The following is a 24685-nucleotide window of genomic DNA, read 5'->3' on the forward strand; positions in this document are numbered from 1 at the left end:
TTTAAGAAACGATGACCATCTGGTGATTAGCCATTGTTATAATTACAGAAAAAAGAAAACGGTGTTTATTGTAAATACCACAAACGCCATTTCTCAGATTAATGCGCTGACATCTTTTTTTCTATATCTGCCAGCGGATTATTTCCGTGGTGTTGTTCAGGAAGAAGCCTGCCGGTCTTCCGGTGCAACAGCAGAATTAGCCGCCGTTGGCTCAGCCGCAAAACCACGCAGGCCAACAACATGCACATGCTCGGTATTGTTTATCACCTTACGTACCAGCTTGTAAGTGGTGCCTTTTTCCGGGCTGATATTTTCCGGTGCCGCGATGATCAGCTGCATCTCCAGGCGATCGCACAGCTCGAACAGCGTGGCAATGGATTTGGCATCCAGACGGGCCGCTTCATCAAGAAACAGCAACCGGCACGGAGAGATATCTTTACCACGCAGACGGCGCGATTCTTCTTCCCAGCTCTGCACCACCATTACCAGAATCGACATGCCGGTACCAATCGCTTCACCGGTAGACAACGCCCCACTCTCCGCACGCAGCCAGCCATCAGAACCGCGGTTGACCTCGACTTCCATATCGAGATAATTGCGATAATCCAGTAATTCCTCGCCGATGGTCTGCGGCATCCTCTGGCCCATGTCGATCTGCGGGTTCAGACGTTGATAAAGTTTCGCCAGCGCCTCAGAGAAGGTCAGCCGCTGGCTGTTAAACAGATCCTGATGCTGTTCGTGCTGTTCAGACAACACATCCAGCAGCATGGCATGAGATTCTCGCACGTTGACGTTCAGACGCACGCTCTGTACCTGGCCAAAGCTGACGCTTTGCAGTCCCTGGTTCAGCTGGCGAATACGGTTCTGTTCGCGCTGAATGGTCTTACGGATAATATTTGCAACGCTACGTGAACTGATGGCCAGCATCTGTTCGCGGGCGGTCAGCTCCTCGGTGAGACGCCCAAGCTCAATTTCCATCTGCTCGATAGCTTCAACCGGGTCGTCGGTACGGATGATATCCTGGCGGATACGCTCACGCAGATGCTGGTACACCGCGATAAAGAACTGGATTTTGCGCTCAGGGCGTTTCGGATCTTCCGAAAGACGAAGAACATCACGCAGATGCTCGTTATCGGCTACCGCCAGACGTAGCGCACCCAGCGCTTTATCCGACATAGAGCGTAGCTCATCACCGCCCATATAGGCCAGCTCACGGCGGTGGAGACGACGCTCAACGCCATTGTCTTTTACCATCCGTAGCACCGCAACCCAGCCCGCTTTTGCACTCACCACCTGCTCACGGCTCTGATGATAATCCCGTTCAACGCGTTTCAGTTTTTTCTGCAACGCATCCATTTCAGCTTCACAGAAAGTTAGCTGTTTCTCAAGCTGATTGCGGCGGGCGCGATTATTGCTCAGCGCTGAATAAAGTTCATCACGACGCAGGCGAGACCGCTCCTCTGCACTGGCATCCGCCTGCACGCCAATATCCTGCATTTCCTGATGCAACTCTTTCAGCATATCCTGTTTGGCATCATAAGCGCTTTTCAGGGAGGCCAGCACCTGAGAATACTGGGTCAGCTGTGCCTGGTGGGCGCGCAACCGCTCCCTGGCACGGGCACGTTCAGATTCAGCCTGTTCAAGACGCTGCCGCAGTTTTTCGTTCAGATCGCTGTTGCCATCAAGCATTCCGGCAGAATCAACATAGCTGAAATGCGCACGACGTTGCACCACTTCGGTAACGGCGAAAGCCTGCTGGCGGGCGTCACGCTGGATTTGCTGCGCCTGCTGGTAGTCCTGTTTCAGCTGGTCGTGCTGCTCAGGATCGCTCTGTAATACTGCGACCAGCGGTTCCAGCTTCGCCAGATGGTTGCCGTGCTGTTGCAGGAATCGTGCGGCTTCCTGCGCTTCATCCAGCCGCTCAAGAATTTCCTCATAGCGATCCTGGAGCGTTTCATCCATCAACAGGCTCACGCGCGGCATTAACCGGTTGAGCTGAGCAACCCCCTCTTTCGCCTGTTCGAATTGCTGACGCTGCTGCTGGTTTTCGTTTTCATGTGCAGTCAGCTGTCTTTCCAGCTCACCACGACGACTGCTCAGCGTACGGATTTGTGCTTCAGGATCGGGCTCAAAAGCCACCCCAAGATGACTGCCAATAAAACGGCTGAAAGACTGATGCAGGCGCTGGGTTTTCTGTACATCGAACGAGAGCGTGGCATAACGTTCCGCGAGAGTTTCACGCTCGGCGTGCAGCAACTCAAGCTGGTTTTCACGGGCCGCACGACCAAAAAGTGGCACTTTGGGAAAACGGGAGTAACGCCACTGACGATCGCCCGCTTTAACCACCACCGCTTTTTGCAGCTCTTCCACGTTAAACACGCTGTCATCGAATGATTGCGGATCCCCCTCGATCAGATAAAGATCTTCCGGGCAATCTTCAAGGCCTTCCAGCAGGTCACGCACCAGCGACAGGTCAGGAACCACGATGCCATGGCGTGACGGACCGTACAGCGCCGAGAAATACGGTGCATCGTCAATGGTAACATCGTCATAAATTTCAGACAGCAGCACACCACCAAACCGTTCCGCAAGCGTGTTCAGTCGGGGATCTTCCGCGCCTCCCGGCTGGCTGAAGCGCTCGATTTGCTTCTCAACTTCACGTTTGCGGCTGGAGACTTCATCACGCTCAACGGTCGTTTCACGTTCGCGCTCAAGCAGCTGCTGCATAAATTCAGTGACCTGCTGGCTGCTTTCCAGCGACTGACCCGTTTGCTCACTGAGCTGAGTCAGAATGTCCTGTGCCGCCAGCCACTGCGGAGCCTGCCTGGTCAGGCGGGCAATTTGCTCACGAACCTGCTCCAGCTCCTGGCGCATTGTCATGCGCCGTTCACCGGCTTGCGATACGCTCTCAGAAAGCTGTTCTATCTGCGCTTCCAACTCATGTTGCAGCGCCTCCAGCTCCTGCGGATGATATTGCTGCCCGTGACGTTTGCTGAACTCATTTAACAGTCGTTCGGCATCCTGCTGTTCACGCAATCGCTGTTCCAGCTCTGCCAGCCGGCCACGCAGAGGTTGTAACTGCTCAGCATGGTAGCGCTGGTTGCTGGCGTCGCGAAGTAGCTCACGTCCGGTTTGCCAGGCATCGCTGCGGTTAACCGGTCCGGCGATGCGGGTAACTAAATCAAGGGCCAAATCAAACTGACTGTGTGCCGCCTCGGCTACGCTCATCTTCTGCTCAAGCATCAACAGCCTGTCGGTGGCTTCCTGCTCTTTTGCCCGAAAGGTTTCCTGCCAGCTTTCAGCATTATCCACGTTCAGATCGGGCGTCTGACAAACCTGTTGTGCACGTTGCAGAGCGGCAAGCGCCTGCTGATACTGGATAGCGCGTGTTTGCTGTACATCCAGCGCCTGCTGATAATCCGCCAGCTGACTTTTTAGTTCATCAACTTCGAGTTCTGCGGCCTCGGCACGCGCTTCATTCTCTTCCTGAACGTCCCGTGCTTCTTCCACCACGCTGTTCTGTTCTTCCAGACGATAAGCTAACTCATCGATATCGCCTTCATAGCGTTCAATTTTTTCCTGCTGACGCATTGCCGTCTGCACAAGGTTCAGGTGATCACTGGCGCTCTGATAATCCGTTTCCAGATCGCTTTCTGCCTCGTTATGCTCTCCCAGCTCACGCGCCATTTCGACATGGCGGTACTGTTCAGTCGCCAGCTGACGACGGCTGCCAAACAGTTCACCACGCTGTAGCATCGCCCCGTCAAGATGGACCCGCCGCTCATTGGCATGGCGCATATAGTCGGCGGCCACATAGCTGGTCGCTTCCGAGATCAAATGCTTAAACAAATCGCGGTCAGACTGCGTAACGCGGATGGCTTCCAGCGTCATACGGTTTTCACGTAGCGCCGCTTCCATATCCTGGAACGCTTTTCGTACGCCGCTGTTTTCCGGCAGCAGGTAGTCACGCAGTGAACGGGTAATGGCACTGGAGATCCCACCATAAAGTGAGGCTTCAATCAGGCGATAATATTTGCTGCGATCGGCGGCAGAACGAAGACGACGGGCCACAATGCCCAGGTCGAACATCAGCGAATGATAGTCGGTTATCGAACTGAACTGACGGAACTGAACGCTTTCCATCCCCTCAAACTTCTCTTTCAGTTCATTCAGCGGCAGCACGCGCGCCTGGCGGGCATTTACCGTCTCCGTCAGCACCTCAGTCGGATTGAGAGAGGTTGGCAGACCATGAATGCTGAAGGGTTTGATATCCACTTTACGATCGCGTCCGGCAACCTGCTGCAAACGGACACCGACAATGACACGCTGATGAACAGAATTGATCACATCCAGCGCCGCATAGCAGACGCCCGGACGCAGTTTACCGTGCAGCCCTTTATCACGGGAGCCTGATGTGGCACCAGCTTCGGTAGTGTTACGAAAATGCAACAATGTCAGATCGGGAATTAATGCGGTAATAAAGGCCGCCATAGTGGTGGACTTACCCGCACCATTCCCCCCGGACAGGGTGGTGACCAGCTCATCAAGATCAAACGTCCGGGCGAAAAAACCGTTCCAGTTAACCAGCGTCAGAGAGCGAAATTTACCGCGTTCAATCATTATCATTCTCCGCGTTATCGGACGTTGCACCGTCCTCATCGCTTTCATCGTTCAGGGCAAGCCCACCCTCTACCGGCATGGCTTCACCATCCCTGATCATTCTCAACTGCGCCTCGCGGGCATCATCACCACTACGCACATCCGCTCCAAAACGGAACACCGACTCAATAATGCGGAATTTGCTGCTGTCGTTCCCCATAAACCACACCATTCCCAGACGGCGCAAACGGTTTAACGAGGCGCGCATTTTTTCCTGCAGCTTCTGACGATCGAGATCGGAACCGGTAGAACGCTGATTGACCAGCTTCAACAATTTGCTTTCATCGGCCAGCGACAGCAGTTCATCGTACAGTTCCTGCTGGGTGAAAATTCCCTCATTGGCCAGCCTTTCCGGGCTGAGATAAAGATAACAGAGGATTTTTCCAACCATCATGTCCAGCTCGGAGAGCACCGAACGCGGGATCAGCGTGGTGGAACGGGGACGCAGATAAAAAAAACCTTCCGGCGCGCGGATCAGCTCAACGTTATAACGCGCATAGAACTCCTCCAGATACTCCTGGTAGTCCATCAGAAAGGCGTGATTGTCCAGTTCTTCAATGCCAATATGGCGACCGGCACGCAGCTGGCTGTCCAGCGCCGGAAAGAGCGAATTTGCCAGTGCCTGGGCCAGTTTTACCGGCATCACTTGTTCAATATTTATCGATGACATGCGCCTGTACCTTGGCTCCGTAATCATTAATGACCTGCCACTCAGCGGGCAGGCCGGAGAAATCGGCCTCGGCCACGCCTAAACGCACGGCCTGATCGACAACGATTCTTGCCACATCAAAATGACGGGCGCGGGGATACTGCGTCAGGTATTCGCGCATCACCTCGCCCAGATTGAGCGGCTTCTGCTGCACTTTGTAAAAAGCCAGCGCGTCTTCAATCATCGCTGCCAGTTGTTCACGAATTTCATTGAACTCTTCGTATTCCAGTTCGGAGGGCAGCTCACCGGTCACTTCCTCATCACGCAGCGTCAGTTCTTCATCACGCACGTCAAACAGACGATCCGCATTGGCATAGGTCAGTGCCCAGGGCGCGTCGAAATAGCTCTGCACTGACTGGCGAAGACGCTGGGCGAACACGCGGTTCTTATCCATATCGATGGCCGTGCGGATAAACTTGTGCACGTGGCGGTCATAGCCAATCCACAGATCGATCGCCTGTTGGCCCCAGCTGATAATACGGTCCAGTTTGCTTTGCAGGTCGAAGACCAGCTTATCGATAAAGCCCAGGTCCGGGCTGCTCAGGGTCGCATCCTGAATGCGCAACAGATTGGCCTGTAGCTTGTCCCCCGCGGCTTCCAGCGTATCCTGCAATTCGCGCAGCGTACCGGAAGTTTCACTGAGCAACCGCTCGCAGCTGGATATCGCCGCACGCCAGTCTTTATTCAATAACTGAGCGATATCGTCCTTAACCAGCTGCTGCTGCTCATCCATGATGCGTTGGGAGATATCGATACTGTCGAAAATTTCTGCCACAGAATATTTCAGCGGCGCGAACACATTGCGGTGCCAGTGAAAATCATCGCCATCCTCGTCAGCCGCATCGGCCGCACGTTTCAGCTCACCGGCAACAATCGACAACTGCATGGAAAGACGCAGGGTGGAAAATTCCCGCTGGCGAATATAATAATCAGTGATGCCTATCGCCAGCGGTGTCAGACGATAAATGGCATTACCTTCAACGTGTTCACTGGTAAAGCGATTAAGCAGACGCTGGCGCACCATATCATTAATGGCATTATTGGCACGAACCACGACAGTTTCACTGGACTGCTCAAATCCTTCACTGACGTGACGAAAGGCATCGGTCAGTTCGCCTTCGTTCATTTCGCCATCCATCCGTTCACCGTTAAGGGTGGCGATAGCCAGTAAAAAAGTCAGACGTTCGGTGGGCAACGTGACAGAAAAATCATTTTTTCGCGCCCAGGCAACCAGTTCCGGTACAGTCTGGGAAAATTCACTCATGGTTGTTCCTGTTTATGGGTTTCCGTGCTGTCACATGGATATAACGGCCCAGGCTTAAAAATGGCTCCTGGCGGCAGAAGCGTTTTTCCAGCGCCAGAATTTCCTCAAAGCGTTCAGTCTGTTTGTGCTTATCACGCATATAGTCGTGGAAAACGCGAATGCCGGTTTTATTTTCCACGCTAAATCCGGCCTCTTCCAGCCAGCGATAAACCTGTTCCGGTTCGCGTGGGTAATCCGGTGACAACGTTTTTCGCTTCCTTTTACGCAAATCTGCCTGCATATAGCCAAAATTGCCGAGGACCAGCGTCTGCATCATCAACCCATTGACGTTGTAGAACATTAACGACAGCACGCCGCCCGGATGCAGCACATCATATAAGGCGGCAAGAACCGCTTGCGGCTCTGCCACCCATTCAAGCACCGCGTGAAACAATACCAGATCGGCGGGCTTATCCAAATCCTGACCGACCTGTTGTGCGCTAATTTGTTTGAATTGCATGTTATCGCCCACCCCTTTTTCCAACGCAAAAGCGCGGGCGCGTTGCAACATCTCTTCAGACAAATCGCAAAGTAAAACCTGATGCCCCCTCGCGGCAAGTTGACAACTGGTTTGCCCTTCCCCTCCCCCCGCGTCGAGGATCTGCAATGGCCTGTCAGGCAACGTAGGCAGGATTTCATCCAGCTCCTGCCAGACAATGGCCTGGCGGATACGGCCTTTGGTGGTACCGTAGATATTCTGCGAAAATTTTTCCGCGATATCATCAAAGTTGCGATCCTGCATGGTCAGGCTCCGGGCTGTGCATTGGATGAATCTGCGGTCTATTTTGGCATACACTGGCAGATAATGAACCTTTCAGTCACCGCTTCGATTTCGGGTGATGTTTTTTCGGACAAACGGAGTCTGTTTTCATGCTTTTCGTACTTAAAAAAGTGATCGGCAGCCTGTTATTACCCCTACCTCTGCTGCTGATGCTCATGACGGCTGGGCTTTTGCTACTCTGGTTCAGCCGCTGGCAGAAAACAGGCAAAATTATCCTCTCATGCACCTGGCTGATATTGATATTGCTCAGCCTGCAACCGGTGGCCGACGGCCTGCTCAGGCCGACAGAAAACCGCTATCCCACCTGGCAACAACAGCAAAAAATAGATTATGTGGTGGTGCTTGGCGGCGGCTACACCTGGGATGCTAACTGGGCTCCCAGTGCCAATATGCTCAACAATAGTCTGCCGCGACTGACGGAGGGAATTCGTCTTTGGCGTGAGAATCCGGGGGCAAAGATGATTTTTACCGGGGCAAAGGCACAGCATAATCCGCTCAGCTCGGCAGAGGTGACGTCCCGCGTGGCGCAGTCACTGGGGGTGCCTGCCAGTGAAATTATTACGCTGGACAGGCCGCGCGATACCAGGCAGGAAGCGAATGAAGTGGCTAAAGTCGTTGGTCATCATCCTTTCCTGCTGGTGACGTCGGCTTCACATTTGCCCAGGGCAATGATCTTCTTCCGTCAACAGGGACTTAATCCCTTCCCTGCACCAGCCAATCAACTGGCTATCTCTTCGCCGTTAAATTTCTGGGAAAAAGCAATCCCATCGCCATTGTGGCTGAGTCACAGTGAGACCGCGATGTATGAGATGCTTGGCCGCCTCTGGCAGCGGATGACCTCTTCTGCCTCAGTGAAGCCAGAGGAGTAATGCGTGAGCGGCTCGCTCAACACGGTCGCGGTTAAATCTGCCGGTATGGATCAGCTGTTCCATTTCATCCCAAAGGGTATACAACCAGCGACGGGCGATAAAACCTTCGGCGACCGGGGCCTGCTTCAGATAGTGGAAAAACAGGGCTTCCGACGGTGCTTCCTCACCCAGCCGGAACAGTTCATATTCACGGGGAGCCCATAGTATGGGGGCTGGATTAATAAATGACAGCAGTTCATCGCGGCGGGGATGCCTGAGCATATTGCGTAGCCTAAGATCCCCGTGGATCATCACGCAGGGATCGCCAAAATCCTCAAACAACCGCGCCAGCTCCTGTCTGCTGCGAAACAATATCTGCCAGTTTTCCACACTCAGCGTTTGCGGTCGCATCAGACTCAACACCGACCACAGCGTCTCCACCCGCTGCGCATACCAGGCAGACCAGTGGTTTTCTTGTGTACTGTCGACGTTGCCTACCAGACCATGGCTGTCTATCCGGTGCCAGGCCAGCATCGCTTCGACAATCTGCCCCTGCAACTGAAGCCAGCGCTGTGGCGTGCGGGTGGGCGCTTCCGCCGACACGCCCCCCATTCGCTGCATCAGCAGCACCTCATGCTGGGGTTGCTGCTGGCTGACAACCAGTCCATAAACCGTCGGTATACGAACAACGCTTTCTCGCGCAAGCATCGACAGTTTATACGCTTCCTGAGTGGCTATTCCTTTGATATTAAAGTATTTTGCCACCAGAGGTAGCGAATGCCCCTGACCATCATAAAGCGACCAGAGGCTGTAGGGGGGGTGTTCACTGATGCATTCAAGGCGGCTTAACGTCTCTCCCAGCACCAGCGACAATTCTGAACGAAGTTGTTCCATCTGTGGCTCCTTAGTCAGACCGGACAGGACCGGCTCTGCTTTGTTATCCCCGGAGCAAATATAAAGAACAGACAGGGGCCAGAAAGGCCCCAAAGCATTACTGCATTTCAGCCCGGATGCGGGCCAGATCCTCCGGCGTATCAACGCCTACGCCTGGGATCGCTTTAGCAACATCCACATGAATTTTTTCGCCATACCACAACACGCGCAGCTGCTCCAACAGCTCGATGTGTTCCAACGGGCTGGGCTGCCAGCTGACATAGCGACGAATAAAGCCCGCCCGATAACCATAAATACCAATGTGGCGCAGGAAATGGTCGCCGATCGCCTCACGGGAAGTGGCAAAACGCTCCCGATCCCAGGGGATGGTTGCCCTGGAAAAATAGAGCGCATAACCTTGTGCATCCTTTACAACCTTAACCGCATTGGGGTTGAAGGCTTCTTCTGCTGACGTCACAGGCACCGCCAGCGTGGCCATACCGGCGGTACTTTTGGCCAGATTATCGGCCACCTGACGAATGATCACCGGGGGGATCATCGGCTCATCGCCCTGCACATTGACAATAATGGTGTCATCAGCAAACTGATAGTGGCCGATCACTTCGGCAAGCCGCTCAGTCCCGGACTGATGATCGGCGCGCGTCATACAAACCTCACCACCTGCCTGTTCCACTGCCCGCGCCACGTCCTGATTGTCTGTTGCTACAATCACTCTGTCAGCACCCGATTCGAGCGCACGTTCCATTACATGCACCACCATCGGTTTGCCATGAATATCGACCAGTGGCTTTCCGGGCAGCCGCGTGGACGCAAAACGGGCTGGTATAATGGCAATAAAACTCATGGATGGCTCTCTTCAAGGCGAAGTGAGCGCGCTTCGGTTTCCAACAGCACGGGAATACCGTCACGTACCGGATAAGCCAGACCATCCGGTTTGCAGATAAGTTCCTGTTGATCTTTGCTGTAGTACAGTTTGCCGTGACACACAGGACAGGCGACAATTTCAAGTAAACGATGATCCATGGTATCTCCCTTATGGAACCGGTCAGACAGGCGGTCAGAATATCACAGCTCGCCTGCGGAAAGTTACCCTCCCCGAACAACGGTTACACCATCCAGCTTTTTGGCCAGGCCTCCGCCATTTCATGCGGTAATTTTTCCAACCGCACGACTTCCGCACTCTGCCAACGGGCAAAACGCACAATGGCGAGTCGTACATCATCCAGCAGGCGCTGGCTAATCTTTACATCAGGTTGTAACCAGAACTGTTTGATTAACAGCGTTTTTTCTTTACGTAGCATTTTTGCGTCCAGTCGACCTTTCAGCGCACCACGGTGCAACACCGGCAGAACAAAATAGCCATACTGACGTTTTTCTTCCGGCGTGTAACATTCCAGCCGGTAATCAAAGCCAAACAGCTCCCGTGCACGCTTACGGTCCCAGACCAGCGGATCAAAAGGAGAAAGTAGCGTGGTATGGGTGGCATCTGGCATCACTTCAGGATCTGTCTGTCGCGGTTGATACAGATAACACTCGCCCAGTGTCTCCACGTTGACCGGCAAGATCTCCCCTGATGCCCGCCATCTGGCAACAGTATCCTTAACGGGCGCACCTTTTAACCGGTAGTAATCAGCAAGCCAGTTAGTGCGAAAAATGCCCAGACTCGCCGCGCTGTTACGCAGCATCTGCCGAACCGCCTGTTCCTCATCCAGGGTTTGCAGTGCATCATTCCACGCCGGCAGCACGTTTTGACGCAGATCGTACACGCGCTGAAAATTCCTTCTCTCCTTTACCATCAGCTCACCCGCACTGAACAGGTTTTCCAGGTGGCGCTTTTGCGGCTTCCATGCCCACCAGCCCGGTTTTTGCCCGGGTGGGCTGGCAAAATCTGCCGATCTCACCGGTCCATTTTTACTGATATGTTCCAGCAGTGCGCTGATTTCATGCTGCCAGGTTGCCACCCATTCACGGTTATATTTCCAGTCAGGATAACGGGGGGTAAGCATACGGTGACGAAAAAGGGCATAGTCCTCAATGGGGATAAAACAGGCTTCGTGCGCCCAATATTCAAACAGTCTGCCTGTCGATAAGGCCTCTTCCAGCCAGCACTGCGGGTATTCACCCAGTCGGCTGAACAGCACCAGATAAGGACTGCGGGCCACTACGTGGATGGTATCAATCTGCAACAGAGACATCTGGCGAATAGCGCTGATAAGATCATCAGAACAGGCTTTTCGGCCAGCAGGCCGAAGCAACCCCTGGGCAGCAAGTTGCAGGTGACGTGCCTGGCGTAGAGAAAGAGAGAGAACAGCCATAACGAACCTTCATCAAAAAGATCCGTTCAGTTTAGTAGCTTTATTCAGAACGGTTTAGTCTCAAGCGCGACAATGCTATCCAGTAACGCTTCACTTGCCGAAACGGGCAACTGAGCCTCCACAGGCAGATACCACCAGTTCGCTGCCGCGAAGGCGCGGGCCTTCACCGCATCTTTTTCCGTCATCAGCAGCACCTGATCTTCCGCTACCAGCGAAGCCAGCTGTATGTACGAGTAGTGCTGATGATCGGCAAACGGGACTTCCCTGATCGGAATCAGCCCCTGCTGACGCAGGGTGGAAAAAAAGCGGGGAGGATGCCCAATACCGGCCATTGCCACCACATTTTCCAGTGCGTTCAGCGTACAGATTTCACCTGTTCTCAGGTTCACCGCATCACCCGGCACCAGACGCATCGGCAGTTCACCCGCCAGCGCTTCACCACCGTTGGTAATAATCGCATCCACGCTTTTAAGCCGGGAGGCCCGTTCACGCATCGGCCCTGCGGGTAGCCACCAGCCATTTCCAAAACGCCGCTGTCCATCCACCACCACAATCTCAAGATCCCGCGCCAAAGCATAATGTTGCAGACCATCGTCGGTGATAATTACATCAATTTCACCGCCAGCCAGCAACGCCTGCACGGCTTCTTTTCTGCGTGGAGAAACAGCCACGGCAACACCGGTACGCTGATAAATCAGCACCGGTTCATCTCCGGCCTGAGCGGTGGTGGTACGGTCGTTTAACACCAGTGGATAACCTTCCGCCTTGCCGCCATAACCGCGCGAAACCACACCAGGGCGCAGACCACGCTGTTGCAACGCCTGAACCAGCCAGATTACCACCGGCGTTTTGCCATTGCCCCCCGCCGTGAGATTGCCCACCACCACCACCGGCACGGCCGCCCGCCAGGCCTTGCGCCAGCCCAGCAGGTAGCTGAAACGGATCAGAGTGGCAATCAGCCCGTACAGCCAACTCAGTGGCAGCAACAGCAGATATAGCGCTGAGCGGCCGCTCCACACCCGGTCAATCATTGCCAAACTGCATTTTGTGCAGCTGAGCATAAGCACCCTTATGCGCCAGCAGTTCAGCATGGCTACCGCGCTCAACGATATGGCCATCCTCTACCACCACAATCTCATCTGCTTTCTCAATGGTTGACAGGCGGTGAGCAATGACCAGTGAGGTGCGATTCTTTTGCAGTTCATCCAGTGCCGCCTGGATTGCCCGTTCTGATTCCGTATCCAGCGCGGAGGTTGCCTCATCAAGGATCAGGATTGGACAGTCACGCAGCAATGCGCGCGCAATGGCAATGCGCTGGCGCTGGCCGCCGGAGAGCAGCACACCGTTCTCACCAATAACCGTGTCGAGGCCGTTATCCATCTTGTTGATAAAGTCCATCGCATGAGCCATTACGGCTGCTTTCTCAATATCTTCACGGCTGTAATGCTCAGCGCGTGCATAGGCGATATTATTGGCAACGGTATCATTAAACAGATGGACATTTTGGGAGACCAGCGCAACCTGATTTCGCAGAGAGCGCAGAGTGTATTCCCGCAGATCGTGACCATCCATCAGAATTTCGCCCTGCTGGATATCATAAAAACGGGTCATCAGGCTGGCGATGGTCGATTTACCGGAGCCGGAACGCCCCACCAACGCCACCGTTTTTCCTTCAGGAATGGACAGGTTGATATTTTTCAGCGCCGGAATGTCACGACCGGGATAGGTAAAAGTGACATTGCGAAACTCCACATCGCCTTTTGCACGGTCAATGGTGCGACTGCCGCTGTCCGTTTCCTGCTCGCTGTCCAGAATGGAAAACAGCGTCTGACAGGCGGCCATGCCACGCTGAAATTGTGCATTAACGTTAGTCAGCGATTTCAGTGGGCGCATCAGAGCAATCATCGAGGAAAAAACAACCGTGATGGTACCGGCAGTCAACGTCTGCATTACCCCCGGAAAACTTGCTGCATACAGGATAAAGGCGAGGGCCAGTGAGGCAATGATCTGAATAATCGGATCGGAAATCGATGAGGCAGAAACCAGTTTCATCCCCTGCTGGCGCATGTGGTTACTGACACGATCAAACCGCTCGCTTTCAATTTCCTGTCCACCAAATATCAGCACTTCTTTGTGACCTTTTAACATCTGCTCTGCACTGGTCGTTACCTGACCCATGGTGTTTTGCATATTTTTACTGATGTTACGAAAGCGTTTTGACACATAGCGTATGGCAAATGAGACAACGGGGGCCAGAACAATCAGGATTATCGATAGCTGCCAACTGTAGTAAAACATCATGACAAACAGGCCGATAATTGAAGCGCCTTCACGCACCACGGTCACCAGCGCACTTGAAGAAGACGACGCAACCTGTTCAGAATCATAGGTAATGCGCGAAAGCAACGTTCCGGTAGACTGCTGGTCAAAAAAGGCAACCGGCATTCCCATCATATGGCTGAACAGACGGCGACGCATCGACATCACCACATTGCCCGAAACCCACGAAATAAAGTAACTTGAAATATAGCTGGTTACTCCGCGTACCAGCATCAGACCAATAACCGCCAGCGGCATCCAGAGCAATACAGAAGGATCTGCTTTACCAAAGCCATCATCAAGCAACGGTTTAAGCAATGACATCATCAATACATCTCCCGCCGCGTTAATCACCAGAGCCACGGAAGATACAAATATCCCTGTTTTGAATGGCTTGATCATCGGCCAGAGACGGCGGAATGTCTGCCAGGTGGAGAGATCTTTATCCAGATGCATTATTTAACCAGTTCAATTGAAATAGCCGCTCATTCTACCTGGAATAACGTGGTACGCCAAACCACTGATGATACCAACGGGGTAATATTTGCGCTCTCAACCCGGATACCTGCCAGTTTCTGGAGAAAAATTGTACGCTTATCTGTCCATCTTTGGCGGTATCTGACCAGCGATAGCGATAATCGGTGTAACGCTTGATAATGCGTTCTGCAGGCAGTTTCCAGGCGCTGTAGCGTGCGGCAGAAGCCAGGGCTACCTCTCCCGCCACGGCCCTCAACAGTGGCGGAGAAGATGAAGTCCTACTGCCATGATGAGGCACCTGCAGGACATCCGCTTTCAGACTGTGGCGATATCGACTGACCATTTTCAGCTCTGCGGGTGACTCGATATCCCCTGTCAGCAGTACCCGCCATTTTCCATCGCTTACCATGATAACGCAGGATTGATTGTTGCCAGATTGCATTTCGCCCCTGTCTGGCCACAGCACCTCAAAATGTAACGACTGCCATTGCCATTTTATGCCACTGTGGCAGGGCAAATGGCCGGCTCTGCCCGTTTCACTTCGTGACACCGCATGCGGAAACGCTTTCTGTAAGCTTTCCAGTCCGCCAGTGTGATCAAGATGATTGTGGCTGAGAATAATTTGCTCTACTTCAAGTCCCTGCCAGTTTAGCCAGGGCAAAATCTGTCCTGTTGCCGCATCCCCCCCTTCCCAACGATTACCCGTGTCATAGACCATCGCTTTACCATGACGGGAAATCACTACCGATAAACCATGTCCGATATCCAGCATGTCAACCCGCCATTCAGGTAGACGGACGGCAATACGCCAGCAAACACAGGCAATGCAAAGACTCAGAAGCGTGATGGGAGAACGACTCAACCATCCCAGACGCCACGTAAAAATCAGCATCAGGGTGAATGCGCTAAACCACAGGGCCGAATCACTTACCGGCAACCAACCCGCTGGCAACAAGGCCAGCGGGGTAAAAATCAACATGAGGGTTTTGTCGGCCAGCCACCACAGCCACTGACTGACCGGTGTTAGCGCATGACACATCACGGCACAGAGGATCAGCGGAACGGTAACAAGGGTGACTGACGGTACTGCCCACAGATTGGCTATCAGCGCACTGACGCTGATACCATGAAAAATCTGCATTTGTAACGGCATCAGCAGCAGAAATATACCCAGTTGCAGATGAAGCAGCTGTAGTGGCAACCAACGCCTTTTTACCGCGAAACGTCCGGGAAGGGGAAACCAGTGATACCAGCACAGTAAGCCTGCCACTGCCATGGCTGACAACCACAGACTGTCAGAGAGAATACTCAACGGATCAAAGAAGAGAATAGCCCCTATGCAAACACGCCATACCTGCCAATTGTTACAGCATCTACCGCGTAGCCGCAGAGTACTCCAGACACTTAGCGCCAGCATCGCGCGCACTGACGGCGGGTTGCCGCCAGAAAGCCAGGTGTAAACCATTGCCACAATCAGGCTTAAAATGAGTGGAAAACGATAGCCAATCAAGTGAGCAGGAAATATCAGCTGGATACAGCGCGCCAGTAACCAGCCAAAGCTGGCCGCCAGGCTGATGTGCATTCCTGAAATGGCCATCAGATGAGCCGTCCCGGTTTCCCTCAACAGCTGATTTATCTCAGGGCTGATATCGCCGCGTTCGCCAAATGCCAGTGCCGAAATAATCCCCTGCCAGGCAAGACTGTGATAGTAATTCTGGCTTTGGAGAATAATCCACTGACGCCAGCTACAGCCTTTTTTCAGTGGCTGTAAAGCCAGTATTTTACCGGTTAGTGGCACGCTGTTGGCTACAGCATATTTTTGGGAGTCAAACCCTCCCTCATTTAAGTTGGCGTGGACAGCTCTCAGCCGCAGTTTCATTTTCCAACGCTGACCAGCGCAAAATGACGGCGCGTTTTCTGGCAGGCTCACCATAGCATGGACAGGAGGGAATACCAGCTTCCCTGCTGCGCGAATTATGCGCAATTTCATCCGCTTTGAGTGCATCCGTTCAATCTGTACGGTCACCTCCTGCGGTCGTGCAGTGAGGGCGGTGGTTTGTTTCAGTAAGCTCCTTGCGGGTGACACTGCCCAAACCAACAGCAGCAGTATAATGGCTGGCTCCCTCAGGCACCTGACACGGCTCAGGCCCAGAATGAATGCAACCGCCATCAGTAGCGGATCATATTTATCTCCGGGTAACCGTGGAAGTATGTTGAGAGGCAACGTCGCAATAATTATCCACATCGCCAGTCTGCTGAGACTGTAAGGCATGGCAGACACTCCTGTTTTCTGTCATACGAAGTGTGCGCTACTTGCCACGCCTGGGCAGCCAAAGAAACTTATAATCCAGAGCGATACCGCAGTAAAGTCACCGCACCGTGCACTACAGACCCATTTTTTTCGGGCAAGCTCCCGAAGTTCCGTTCTCTCCGGCACGCTTTGGACATAGCTGACAGAGGAAATTCAGGTCATGTGAAAGGAGAAAATTGCGGTTGCGCCAAAAAAAAACCCCACAGAAGTGGGGTTTTCGACACGACGCTGGTTGATAACCAGCGTGTCATTTAGCGCGCTAATCCGAAAGCCTTAGCCGTAGATATTTGCGCGATCGCGTAGCTCTTTGCCCGGCTTGAAGTGAGGAACATACTTCCCTTCCAACTCCACTTTGTCACCCGTTTTTGGGTTACGGCCAGTGCGAGGCGCGCGATAGTGCAAAGAAAAACTGCCGAAACCCCGGATTTCAATGCGTTCGCCCTGCGCCAGTGTAGTGGCCATGTGCTCCAGCATTTCTTTAACCGCATCCTCAACGACTTTTGCCGGAATATGAGAGTGCTGGCCAGCAAGTCTTTCTATCAGTTCTGACTTGGTCATAAATCCTCCGGTTAATTCCATGAATGGAAAAGTTCTGACAGTAACGGCTATTTCAGGGCGACAGATGTTGTCACCCTGATGCAATCGCTATTACTCGCCTTTAGCTGCTTTGAATGCTTCAGCCATAGCGTTAGAGAAATTACCTTCTTCCTGTTTAGCATTAACAGTGTTGATGGCTTCTTTCTCGTCTGCCTGGTCTTTAGCACGTACAGACAGGCTGACAACGCGGTTTTTACGGTCAACACCGGTGAATTTGGCTTCAACATCGTCGCCAACATTCAGAACCAGCGTTGCGTCTTCTACGCGATCAACAGAAGCTTCTGAAGCGCGCAGGTAACCCTCAACGCCGTCAGCAAGTTCAACTGTAGCACCTTTAGCGTCAACAGCAGTTACTTTACCGTTAACAATAGCACCTTTCTTGTTCAGAGAGATGTAGTTGTTGAACGGATCTTCTGCCAGTTGCTTAACGCCAAGGGAGATACGCTCACGCTCTGCGTCAACCTGCAGAACCACGGCAGCGATTTCGTCGCCTTTCTTGTATTCACGAACGGCTTCTTCTCCGGTCGCGTTCCAGGAGATATCAGACAGGTGAACCAGACCGTCGATGCCGCCGTCCAGGCCGATGAAGATACCAAAGTCAGTGATAGACTTGATTTTGCCTTCAACGCGGTCGCCCTTGTTGTGAGTTTCTGCGAACTGCTGCCATGGGTTAGATTTGCACTGCTTCAGACCCAGAGAGATACGACGACGTTCTTCGTCGATATCCAGCACCATAACCTCAACAACATCGCCAACGTTAACCACTTTGGACGGATGAATGTTTTTGTTGGTCCAGTCCATTTCTGAAACGTGTACCAGACCTTCCACGCCTTCTTCGATTTCAACGAAGCAGCCGTAATCAGTCAGGTTAGTCACACGACCAGTCAGCCTGGTGCCTTCAGGATAACGCTTAGCGATAGCGACCCATGGATCTTCGCCCAGCTGTTTCAGTCCCAGAGATACACGGGTACGCTCGCGGTCGAACTTCAGCACTTTGACAGTGATTTCGTCGCCAACGTTGACAATCTCGCTTGGATGCTTAACGCGTTTCCATGCCATGTCAGTGATGTGCAGCAGGCCGTCAACGCCGCCCAGATCAACGAATGCACCGTAGTCAGTAAGGTTCTTAACGATACCTTTGACTTCCATGCCTTCCTGCAGATTTTCCAGCAGCTGATCGCGCTCTGCGCTGTTTTCAGATTCGATAACCGCACGGCGTGATACCACCACGTTGTTACGCTTCTGATCCAGCTTGATTACTTTAAATTCCAGCTCTTTGCCTTCAAGGTGCAGAGTATCGCGCACCGGACGCACATCAACCAGAGAACCTGGCAGGAACGCACGAATACCGTTCAGCTCAACAGTGAAGCCGCCCTTGACTTTGCCGTTGATAACACCGGTAACAGTTTCAGCCTCTTCGTAAGCTTTTTCCAGCGTGATCCAAGCTTCATGACGTTTAGCTTTCTCACGGGACAGCAGAGTTTCACCGAAGCCGTCTTCTACTGCATCCAGCGCTACGTCAACTTCGTCGCCAACCTGGATTTCCAGTTCGCCAGCTGCGTTCTTGAACTGCTCTGCCGGGATTGCAGATTCAGATTTCAGACCTGCATCAACAAGAACGACGTCTTTGTCGATAGCGACAACAACACCACGAACAATGGAACCCGGACGGGTTTCGATTTCTTTCAGGGACTCTTCAAAGAGTTGAGCAAAAGATTCAGTCATATTGATAATCTTATGATTCTTCAATTTAACGTCCACCTGACATCCTGCCGGGTGGGGTTGTTTCACATGCCCCATGACATCCATGTCACAGGGTTAAAAAAATCGGTATTTGCTATAACGCGCTAAGCTTTTTACGCGCATGATCGAGCACAGTTTCAATAACTTGCTCAATAGTCATGCTGGTAGAATCCAGCACCAGCGCATTAGCAGCAGGACGTAGCGGCGCAATTGCACGATTACGATCCCGCTCGTCACGTTCTTTTATCTCGGATAAAAGGCGATCAAAGTTAACACTAAAGCCTTTATCCTGCAACTGTAGCATACGCCGATGGGCACGCTCTTCCGGGCTGGCATCAAGGAAAATTTTCACCGGTGCATCCGGGAAAACGACGGTTCCCATATCCCGTCCGTCAGCAATCAGACCGGGTGCATCACGAAACGCTCTCTGACGACGCAGCAACGCTTCACGAACACGAGGAAATGCAGCCACTTTCGACGCGGTGTTGCTGACATCCTGAGTACGGATTTCACCCGATACATTTTCTCCTTCAAGGATCACTTCCATCTCACCATCAGTTGAGACAAATCGTACATCCAGGTGGGCTGCAATAGGTACCAGCGCCTCTTCTGAGGTGATATCAACCTGATGGTGCAAGGCTGCCAGCGCCAGCACGCGGTAAATTGCGCCAGAGTCCAACAGATGCCATTGCAACGCCTCGGCTATCGCTTTGCATAAAGTCCCTTTGCCAGCACCGCTAGGACCATCAATAGTGATCACCGGGACTAAAGCCGTCATGTCATTCTCCTGTCGGTGGGGTCTGATGAATCTGCTCAGACAAATATCGGGGCACATTATACGCTGCAACAGCCCCAATCGTTACCCCTTAAGTGTCGGCACAGTTAAATTAATCGGCTTTTCCAGTCGGGGTGGGTGATTTTTGGCGGTGCATAATCTGAATGACAAATCCACTGCATAACACGCAGTGGTTTGGCAGATTAGGCGGGCTGACTGAGGCGAGCCAGCTGTTCGAAGTAATCAGGGAAAGTCTTTGCCGTACATTTTGGATCGAGGATCGTTACCGGCGTTGAGGAAAGCGCGACAAGTGAGAAACACATTGCCATACGGTGATCGTTGTAGGTGCCTATCTCGGCGTGCTGGAGGCTGTCCGGTGGGGTAATACGTATATAATCATGTCCTTCTTCGACTTCAGCACCCACCTTGCGCAGTTCTGTCGCCATCGCGGCCAGACGGTCAGTTTCCTTAACCCGCCAGTTGTAAATATTACGCATTACCGTGGTGCCTTCAGCAAAAAGCGCGACGGTAGCAATTGTCATTGCCGCATCAGGAATATGATTCATATCCATATCGATGGCATAAAGCTCGCCACGCGTACAGGAAATATAGTCATCACCCCATTCTATGCGGGCTCCCATTTTTTCCAGTACGTCCGCAAAGCGAATATCTCCCTGCATACTGTTGCGTCCAATGCCCGTTACTTTAATCGTTCCGCCTCTGATCGCCGCTGCGGCGAGGAAATAAGAAGCAGAAGAAGCATCGCCCTCAACAAGGTACTCACCCGGTGCGATATACTGTTGATTAGCCGCAATATGGAATTCACGGTAATTGTCATTGTTTACCGCGACACCGAAGGTTTTCATCATATTAAGGGTGATATCAATGTAGGGCTTCGAAACAAGATCGCCCTTAATCACAATTTTCGTCTCTTTATTGGCCAGCGGAGCCATCATCAGTAACGCGGTCAGAAACTGGCTGGATACGCTGCCCTCAACAGAAACCTCGCCGCCGCTAAAGCCGCCGCGAATACGCAGTGGCGGGTAACCCTGCTGCTCAAGATAATCCACCGTTGCCCCGCCCTGGCACAACGCATCAACAAGGTGCCCAATAGGGCGCTCTTTCATTCTTGGCTCACCCGTGAGGACAATGTCATTATTTCCCAGGCATAGCGCAGCAGCGAGAGGACGCATTGCGGTTCCGGCATTACCCAAAAACAGTTCCAGTGCTTTATCCGTATGCAGCGCCCCCCCTCGCCCGATCACTTCGCATACCCTACGATCATCAGACAGCGTGTAATTAACACCCAACAGGTGAAGTGCATTGAGCATATGGCGAACATCATCGCTGTCGAGCAGATTTGTAAGGCGCGTGGTGCCTTTTGCCAGTGCAGCCAGCAGCAAGGCACGGTTAGAAACACTTTTGGAACCGGGCAAATTGATGGTGCCATCTGTAAGTGCTATGGGTTGTAACGTGAGGGATTCCTGCATGTGGTACATTTTCTCCAAATATAATGCAATGAAACCCCGCAACATCGCGAGGTTTCAGTTGTTTCCAGATTACGGCTTATTTTTAACCATGACGGCGTTCAAAGTCGACCATAAAATCGGTTAAAGCCTGAACACCTTCCAGTGGCATAGCATTGTAGATGGAGGCACGCATGCCACCCACAACGCGATGGCCTTTAAGCGCATGCAAACCTGCAGCGAGGGATTCCTTGAGGAAAACGTTATCCAGTGCTGAGTCGACCAGCTGGAAAGGCACATTCATCCGCGAACGGTTTGGACTGGCTACATCATTACGATAGAAATCGCTCTTATCAATGACACCATAGAGCAAGTCCGCTTTCGCCTGATTGCGTTGGTCCAGCGCCGTCACACCACCTTGCTGCTTAAGCCATTTAAACACCAGGCCAGAAAGGTACCATGCGAACGTCGGTGGGGTATTGAACATCGAATCGTTATCACTGAGCACCTGGTAGTCAAGGATGGAAGGTAACGCTTTATGGGCATTACCCAGTAAATCCTCACGCACCACAACCAGTGTTAAACCCGCCGGGCCAATGTTCTTCTGCGCCCCGGCATAAATTACGCCATAACGGTTAATATCAATCGGCTGGGAAAGTATTGTAGACGACAAATCAGCCACCACAACTCTGTCACCGAAGTCAGGCTCTTCATGAATAGCGATACCGTCAATGGTTTCGTTCGGACAATAGTGAACATAGGCGGCATCATCAGAAAGTGCCCAGTCACTCATTGGGGTGATAGCCCGCAAACCATTGCACGTCGTTTTAGCATCAATAACGTTTGGCGTGCAGTACCTGGCTGCCTCTTTGATGGCGCTGTGCGCCCAGTATCCACCATCAACATAGTCTGCCGAAGTATGATTTCCCAGCAGGTTCATGGGAACGGCAGCAAATTGCGCACGGGCCCCTCCGTGGCAAAATAATACTTTGTAATGCTGCGGAATATTTAGCAGATCGCGAAAATCTTTTTCGGCTTCTTCAGCAACCTGAATAAACTCTTTACTGCGGTGGCTGATCTCCATTACCGATGTCCCCAGCCCCTGCCAGTTACAGAGTTCCTGTTCAGCACGTTGCAATACTTCCACCGGCAACATTGCCGGGCCAGAGCTAAAATTGAAAACCTGACTCATTTCCCCTCACCACTCTCAGATCAATCGATTTCGATTCTGCTGTCGGTTTTATCACTGCCATGCCAGGGCTGCAATGTTTAATCAGGTAAGCCGACCAGTTATGCGCGCCTTTGCACAACAGTTTGTAAACTGAGTTGTATTGAAAGCGATATGTTGTGAAGCAGCTTGATTGATGCCTGATTATCACTTCTCAGAAAGCAGGTGACATCGACAGAATAGCCACGATGAATTTTTTGCCGGATAGCGCATCACGCCTAAACCCCGTATCATGGCGCGTTTTCGGTACAACGCAAACAAGTGGGCACTATGACGCAAACGTATATTCCAGGCAAAGACGCCGCGCTGGAAGATTCCATCGCACGCTTTCAGCAAAAATTACAGGATCTTGGTTTCAATATTGAAGAAGCCTCGTGGCTAAATCCGGTCCCTCATGTCTGGTCAGTGCATATCCGCGATCGTGACTGCCCGCTGTGTTTTACCAACGGCAAAGGTGCCAGCAAAAAAGCGGCACTTGCTTCAGCACTTGGTGAATATTTCGAACGTCTGTCCACCAACTATTTTTTCGCTGATTTCTGGCTGGGTAAATCCATTGCCAACGGGGATTTTGTTCACTATCCCAATGAAAAATGGTTCCCGCTCCCTGAGGACGACACGCTGCCTGAGGGTATCCTCGATCCACGGCTTAGAAAATTCTACGATCCTGAGCAGGAACTGAGCGCCAGCGATTTGATTGACCTGCAATCGGGTAACAGCGATCGTGGAGTTTGTGCTCTGCCATTCATTCGCCAGTCAGATCGGGAAACGGTTTATATTCCGATGAACATCATTGGCAATCTTTATGTATCCAACGGCATGTCTGCGGGTAACACCGCAAACGAAGCGCGCGTGCAGGGTTTGTCTGAAGTCTTTGAGCGCCACATTAAAAACCGCATCATTGCCGAATCCATCAGCCTGCCAGCTATCCCGGATGAAGTACTTAACCGCTATCCTGCCGTTGTTGAAGCCATAGCAAAACTTGAAGAAGAAGGTTTTCCTATCCTCTCCTATGACGCTTCACTCGGTGGTAAATATCCGGTGATTTGCGTGGTGCTGTTTAATCCGGCGAATGGGACCTGCTTTGCCTCTTTCGGTGCCCATCCTGATTTTGGTGTCGCGCTTGAGCGCACCGTAACTGAACTGTTGCAGGGACGCAGCCTGAAAGATCTGGATGTTTTCACCCCACCTACTTTTGATGATGAAGAAGTAGCTGAACATGCCAATCTGGAAACCCACTTTATTGATTCAAGCGGGTTAATATCCTGGGACATGTTTAAAGACGACGCTGACTATCCTTTTGCAGACTGGAGCTTTGCTGGCACCACTGAAGAAGAATTTGCCACGCTAATGGCGATTTTCAGTGATGAAGGCCAGGAGGTTTATATTGCGGATTACCAGCATCTCGACGTATACGCCTGTCGTATTATCGTGCCTGGCATGTCTGATATCTATCCCGCTGAAGACTTACTTCTCGCCAATAATAGTATGGGAGCCTACCTGCGCGGCACTCTGCTTTCCCTGCCAGAAAGTAACTGGAAGAAGGAGGACTACCTCGCGCTGATCGGGCAACTGGACGAAGATGGTCATGATGACTTTACCCGCGTTCGTGAACTGCTTGGGCTGGCTACCGGAAAGGATAATGGCTGGTACACTTTGCGCATTGGCGAACTAAAAGCCATGCTGGCTCTGGCCGGTGGTGATACTGACCAGGCATTGATCTGGACCGAATGGACGATGGAGTTCAACGCGTCCATCTTTACGCCAGACCGGGCTAACTACTATCGTTGCCTGCAAACATTACTATTGCTTAGTTTGGAAAATGAACGCGATCCTTTACAGTACCATCATGCTTTTGTGCGCATGTATGGCCTGGAAGCGGTAGAAGCCGCCTCGGCAGCTGTTAGCGGTGAATTCCCCTTCTATGGATTACAGCCGGTAGATGACAATTTACTGGCATTCCCTGCTCATCAGTCGTTACTGGAAGCTTACGAAAAACTCCAGAAGGCCAAACGCGACCACTGGAAATAATGATCTGTCTGGCGGCCAATTCAAAATAAAAAACGGCCGCCAGTGGTATCAGGACCACTATAAAATCACAATGGGAAAATAACCTTAATTAATAAAAACAAAAAAAGATCCACATATTAAAAAAATAACACTCAGCATATGTGCTATATCTAAACTTTCCATTAACATATTTTAAAATTATCGTCGCTCAACTTTCATTGATAAGATTAAAATATTTTTTATCTATACATAT

Annotated in this window: 18 protein-coding genes; 2 read left to right on the forward strand and 16 right to left on the reverse strand. The window is 52.0% G+C overall.

Annotation, left to right across the window (positions count from 1 at the left end):
- Positions 1-156 precede the first annotated feature (156 nt).
- The 4 genes from mukB to cmoM are packed head-to-tail and all read right to left on the reverse strand — an operon-like array spanning position 157 to position 7413.
- Complete coding sequence (gene mukB / locus EB241_RS10265) at positions 157-4620, reverse strand: chromosome partition protein MukB (RefSeq protein ID WP_124233084.1); 4464 nt, start codon at positions 4618-4620, stop codon at positions 157-159.
- Positions 4613-5329 carry a chromosome partition protein MukE gene (gene mukE, locus EB241_RS10270; protein ID WP_124233085.1) on the reverse strand — a complete coding sequence of 239 codons (717 nt, stop codon included), beginning with the start codon at positions 5327-5329 and terminating at the stop codon, positions 4613-4615. Before mukE ends, mukB begins: the two co-directional genes overlap by 8 nt.
- Positions 5310-6632 carry a chromosome partition protein MukF gene (gene mukF, locus EB241_RS10275; RefSeq protein ID WP_124233086.1) on the reverse strand — a complete coding sequence of 441 codons (1323 nt, stop codon included), beginning with the start codon at positions 6630-6632 and terminating at the stop codon, positions 5310-5312. Before mukF ends, mukE begins: the two co-directional genes overlap by 20 nt.
- Entirely contained in the window at positions 6625-7413 is a 789-nt protein-coding gene (cmoM, locus tag EB241_RS10280; protein ID WP_124233087.1) for a tRNA uridine 5-oxyacetic acid(34) methyltransferase CmoM, read from the reverse strand. The genes mukF and cmoM overlap by 8 nt, the downstream gene beginning before the upstream one ends.
- 128 nt (positions 7414-7541) lie before the next feature.
- Between cmoM and elyC the strand changes: the two genes are divergently transcribed.
- Positions 7542-8321, forward strand: a complete 780-nt coding sequence (gene elyC / locus EB241_RS10285) for an envelope biogenesis factor ElyC (protein ID WP_124233088.1) — start codon at positions 7542-7544, stop codon at positions 8319-8321.
- Here the strand turns inward: elyC and EB241_RS10290 are convergent.
- From EB241_RS10290 to serC, 12 genes are all read right to left on the reverse strand, one after another.
- Positions 8301-9194 carry a YcbJ family phosphotransferase gene (locus tag EB241_RS10290; RefSeq protein WP_124233089.1) on the reverse strand — a complete coding sequence of 298 codons (894 nt, stop codon included), beginning with the start codon at positions 9192-9194 and terminating at the stop codon, positions 8301-8303. The two genes, elyC and EB241_RS10290, sit on opposite strands and share 21 nt — an antisense overlap.
- 97 nt (positions 9195-9291) lie before the next feature.
- Positions 9292-10038 carry a 3-deoxy-manno-octulosonate cytidylyltransferase gene (gene kdsB / locus EB241_RS10295; RefSeq protein ID WP_124233090.1) on the reverse strand — a complete coding sequence of 249 codons (747 nt, stop codon included), beginning with the start codon at positions 10036-10038 and terminating at the stop codon, positions 9292-9294.
- A complete protein-coding gene (locus tag EB241_RS10300; RefSeq protein WP_124233091.1) occupies positions 10035-10217 on the reverse strand; it encodes a Trm112 family protein in 183 nt (60 codons plus the stop codon). Before EB241_RS10300 ends, kdsB begins: the two co-directional genes overlap by 4 nt.
- A gap of 83 nt (positions 10218-10300) precedes the next feature.
- Positions 10301-11509 (reverse strand): winged helix-turn-helix domain-containing protein, encoded by a 1209-nt coding sequence (locus EB241_RS10305; RefSeq protein WP_124233092.1) that lies wholly within the window; start codon positions 11507-11509, stop codon positions 10301-10303.
- A 44-nt stretch (positions 11510-11553) separates the two neighbouring features.
- Complete coding sequence (gene lpxK / locus EB241_RS10310; protein WP_124233093.1) at positions 11554-12540, reverse strand: tetraacyldisaccharide 4'-kinase; 987 nt, start codon at positions 12538-12540, stop codon at positions 11554-11556.
- Positions 12533-14284 (reverse strand): lipid A ABC transporter ATP-binding protein/permease MsbA, encoded by a 1752-nt coding sequence (gene msbA, locus EB241_RS10315; protein WP_124233094.1) that lies wholly within the window; start codon positions 14282-14284, stop codon positions 12533-12535. Before msbA ends, lpxK begins: the two co-directional genes overlap by 8 nt.
- A gap of 34 nt (positions 14285-14318) precedes the next feature.
- Complete coding sequence (locus tag EB241_RS10320) at positions 14319-16577, reverse strand: ComEC family protein (protein WP_124233095.1); 2259 nt, start codon at positions 16575-16577, stop codon at positions 14319-14321.
- 312 nt (positions 16578-16889) lie between these two features.
- Complete coding sequence (gene ihfB / locus EB241_RS10325) at positions 16890-17174, reverse strand: integration host factor subunit beta (RefSeq protein WP_013201528.1); 285 nt, start codon at positions 17172-17174, stop codon at positions 16890-16892.
- Between the two features lie 90 nt (positions 17175-17264).
- On the reverse strand, positions 17265-18938 hold the full coding sequence (gene rpsA / locus EB241_RS10330; protein ID WP_124233096.1) for a 30S ribosomal protein S1: 1674 nt from the start codon (positions 18936-18938) through the stop codon (positions 17265-17267).
- A 112-nt stretch (positions 18939-19050) separates the two neighbouring features.
- Positions 19051-19734: a (d)CMP kinase gene (cmk, locus tag EB241_RS10335; RefSeq protein ID WP_124233097.1), complete on the reverse strand. Its 684-nt coding sequence runs from the start codon at positions 19732-19734 to the stop codon at positions 19051-19053.
- 200 nt (positions 19735-19934) lie between these two features.
- Complete coding sequence (gene aroA, locus EB241_RS10340) at positions 19935-21221, reverse strand: 3-phosphoshikimate 1-carboxyvinyltransferase (RefSeq protein WP_124233098.1); 1287 nt, start codon at positions 21219-21221, stop codon at positions 19935-19937.
- Between the two features lie 82 nt (positions 21222-21303).
- A complete protein-coding gene (gene serC / locus EB241_RS10345) occupies positions 21304-22389 on the reverse strand; it encodes a 3-phosphoserine/phosphohydroxythreonine transaminase (protein ID WP_124233099.1) in 1086 nt (361 codons plus the stop codon).
- A 306-nt stretch (positions 22390-22695) separates the two neighbouring features.
- On the opposite strand from serC, the gene ycaO reads away from it, so the two are divergent.
- Positions 22696-24453 carry a 30S ribosomal protein S12 methylthiotransferase accessory factor YcaO gene (gene ycaO / locus EB241_RS10350; protein WP_124233100.1) on the forward strand — a complete coding sequence of 586 codons (1758 nt, stop codon included), beginning with the start codon at positions 22696-22698 and terminating at the stop codon, positions 24451-24453.
- Positions 24454-24685: the final 232 nt, after the last annotated feature.

It is taken from the genome of Erwinia psidii (genome assembly GCF_003846135.1).
GTDB lineage: Bacteria > Pseudomonadota > Gammaproteobacteria > Enterobacterales > Enterobacteriaceae > Erwinia > Erwinia psidii.

What these genes read in the sequence shown, in the direction of transcription:
- serC (WP_124233099.1), bottom strand. Translation starts at nt 22,389, where the DNA reads ATGAGTCAGGTTTTCAATTTTAGCTCTGGCCCGGCAATGTTGCCGGTG.
- kdsB (WP_124233090.1), bottom strand. Translation starts at nt 10,038, where the DNA reads ATGAGTTTTATTGCCATTATACCAGCCCGTTTTGCGTCCACGCGGCTG.
- cmk (WP_124233097.1), bottom strand. Translation starts at nt 19,734, where the DNA reads ATGACGGCTTTAGTCCCGGTGATCACTATTGATGGTCCTAGCGGTGCT.
- ihfB (WP_013201528.1), bottom strand. Translation starts at nt 17,174, where the DNA reads ATGACCAAGTCAGAACTGATAGAAAGACTTGCTGGCCAGCACTCTCAT.
- mukE (WP_124233085.1), bottom strand. Translation starts at nt 5,329, where the DNA reads ATGTCATCGATAAATATTGAACAAGTGATGCCGGTAAAACTGGCCCAG.
- mukB (WP_124233084.1), bottom strand. Translation starts at nt 4,620, where the DNA reads ATGATTGAACGCGGTAAATTTCGCTCTCTGACGCTGGTTAACTGGAAC.
- EB241_RS10290 (WP_124233089.1), bottom strand. Translation starts at nt 9,194, where the DNA reads ATGGAACAACTTCGTTCAGAATTGTCGCTGGTGCTGGGAGAGACGTTA.
- aroA (WP_124233098.1), bottom strand. Translation starts at nt 21,221, where the DNA reads ATGCAGGAATCCCTCACGTTACAACCCATAGCACTTACAGATGGCACC.
- msbA (WP_124233094.1), bottom strand. Translation starts at nt 14,284, where the DNA reads ATGCATCTGGATAAAGATCTCTCCACCTGGCAGACATTCCGCCGTCTC.
- EB241_RS10305 (WP_124233092.1), bottom strand. Translation starts at nt 11,509, where the DNA reads ATGGCTGTTCTCTCTCTTTCTCTACGCCAGGCACGTCACCTGCAACTT.
- mukF (WP_124233086.1), bottom strand. Translation starts at nt 6,632, where the DNA reads ATGAGTGAATTTTCCCAGACTGTACCGGAACTGGTTGCCTGGGCGCGA.
- lpxK (WP_124233093.1), bottom strand. Translation starts at nt 12,540, where the DNA reads ATGATTGACCGGGTGTGGAGCGGCCGCTCAGCGCTATATCTGCTGTTG.
- rpsA (WP_124233096.1), bottom strand. Translation starts at nt 18,938, where the DNA reads ATGACTGAATCTTTTGCTCAACTCTTTGAAGAGTCCCTGAAAGAAATC.
- cmoM (WP_124233087.1), bottom strand. Translation starts at nt 7,413, where the DNA reads ATGCAGGATCGCAACTTTGATGATATCGCGGAAAAATTTTCGCAGAAT.
- EB241_RS10320 (WP_124233095.1), bottom strand. Translation starts at nt 16,577, where the DNA reads ATGCCTTACAGTCTCAGCAGACTGGCGATGTGGATAATTATTGCGACG.
- ycaO (WP_124233100.1), top strand. Translation starts at nt 22,696, where the DNA reads ATGACGCAAACGTATATTCCAGGCAAAGACGCCGCGCTGGAAGATTCC.
- EB241_RS10300 (WP_124233091.1), bottom strand. Translation starts at nt 10,217, where the DNA reads ATGGATCATCGTTTACTTGAAATTGTCGCCTGTCCTGTGTGTCACGGC.
- elyC (WP_124233088.1), top strand. Translation starts at nt 7,542, where the DNA reads ATGCTTTTCGTACTTAAAAAAGTGATCGGCAGCCTGTTATTACCCCTA.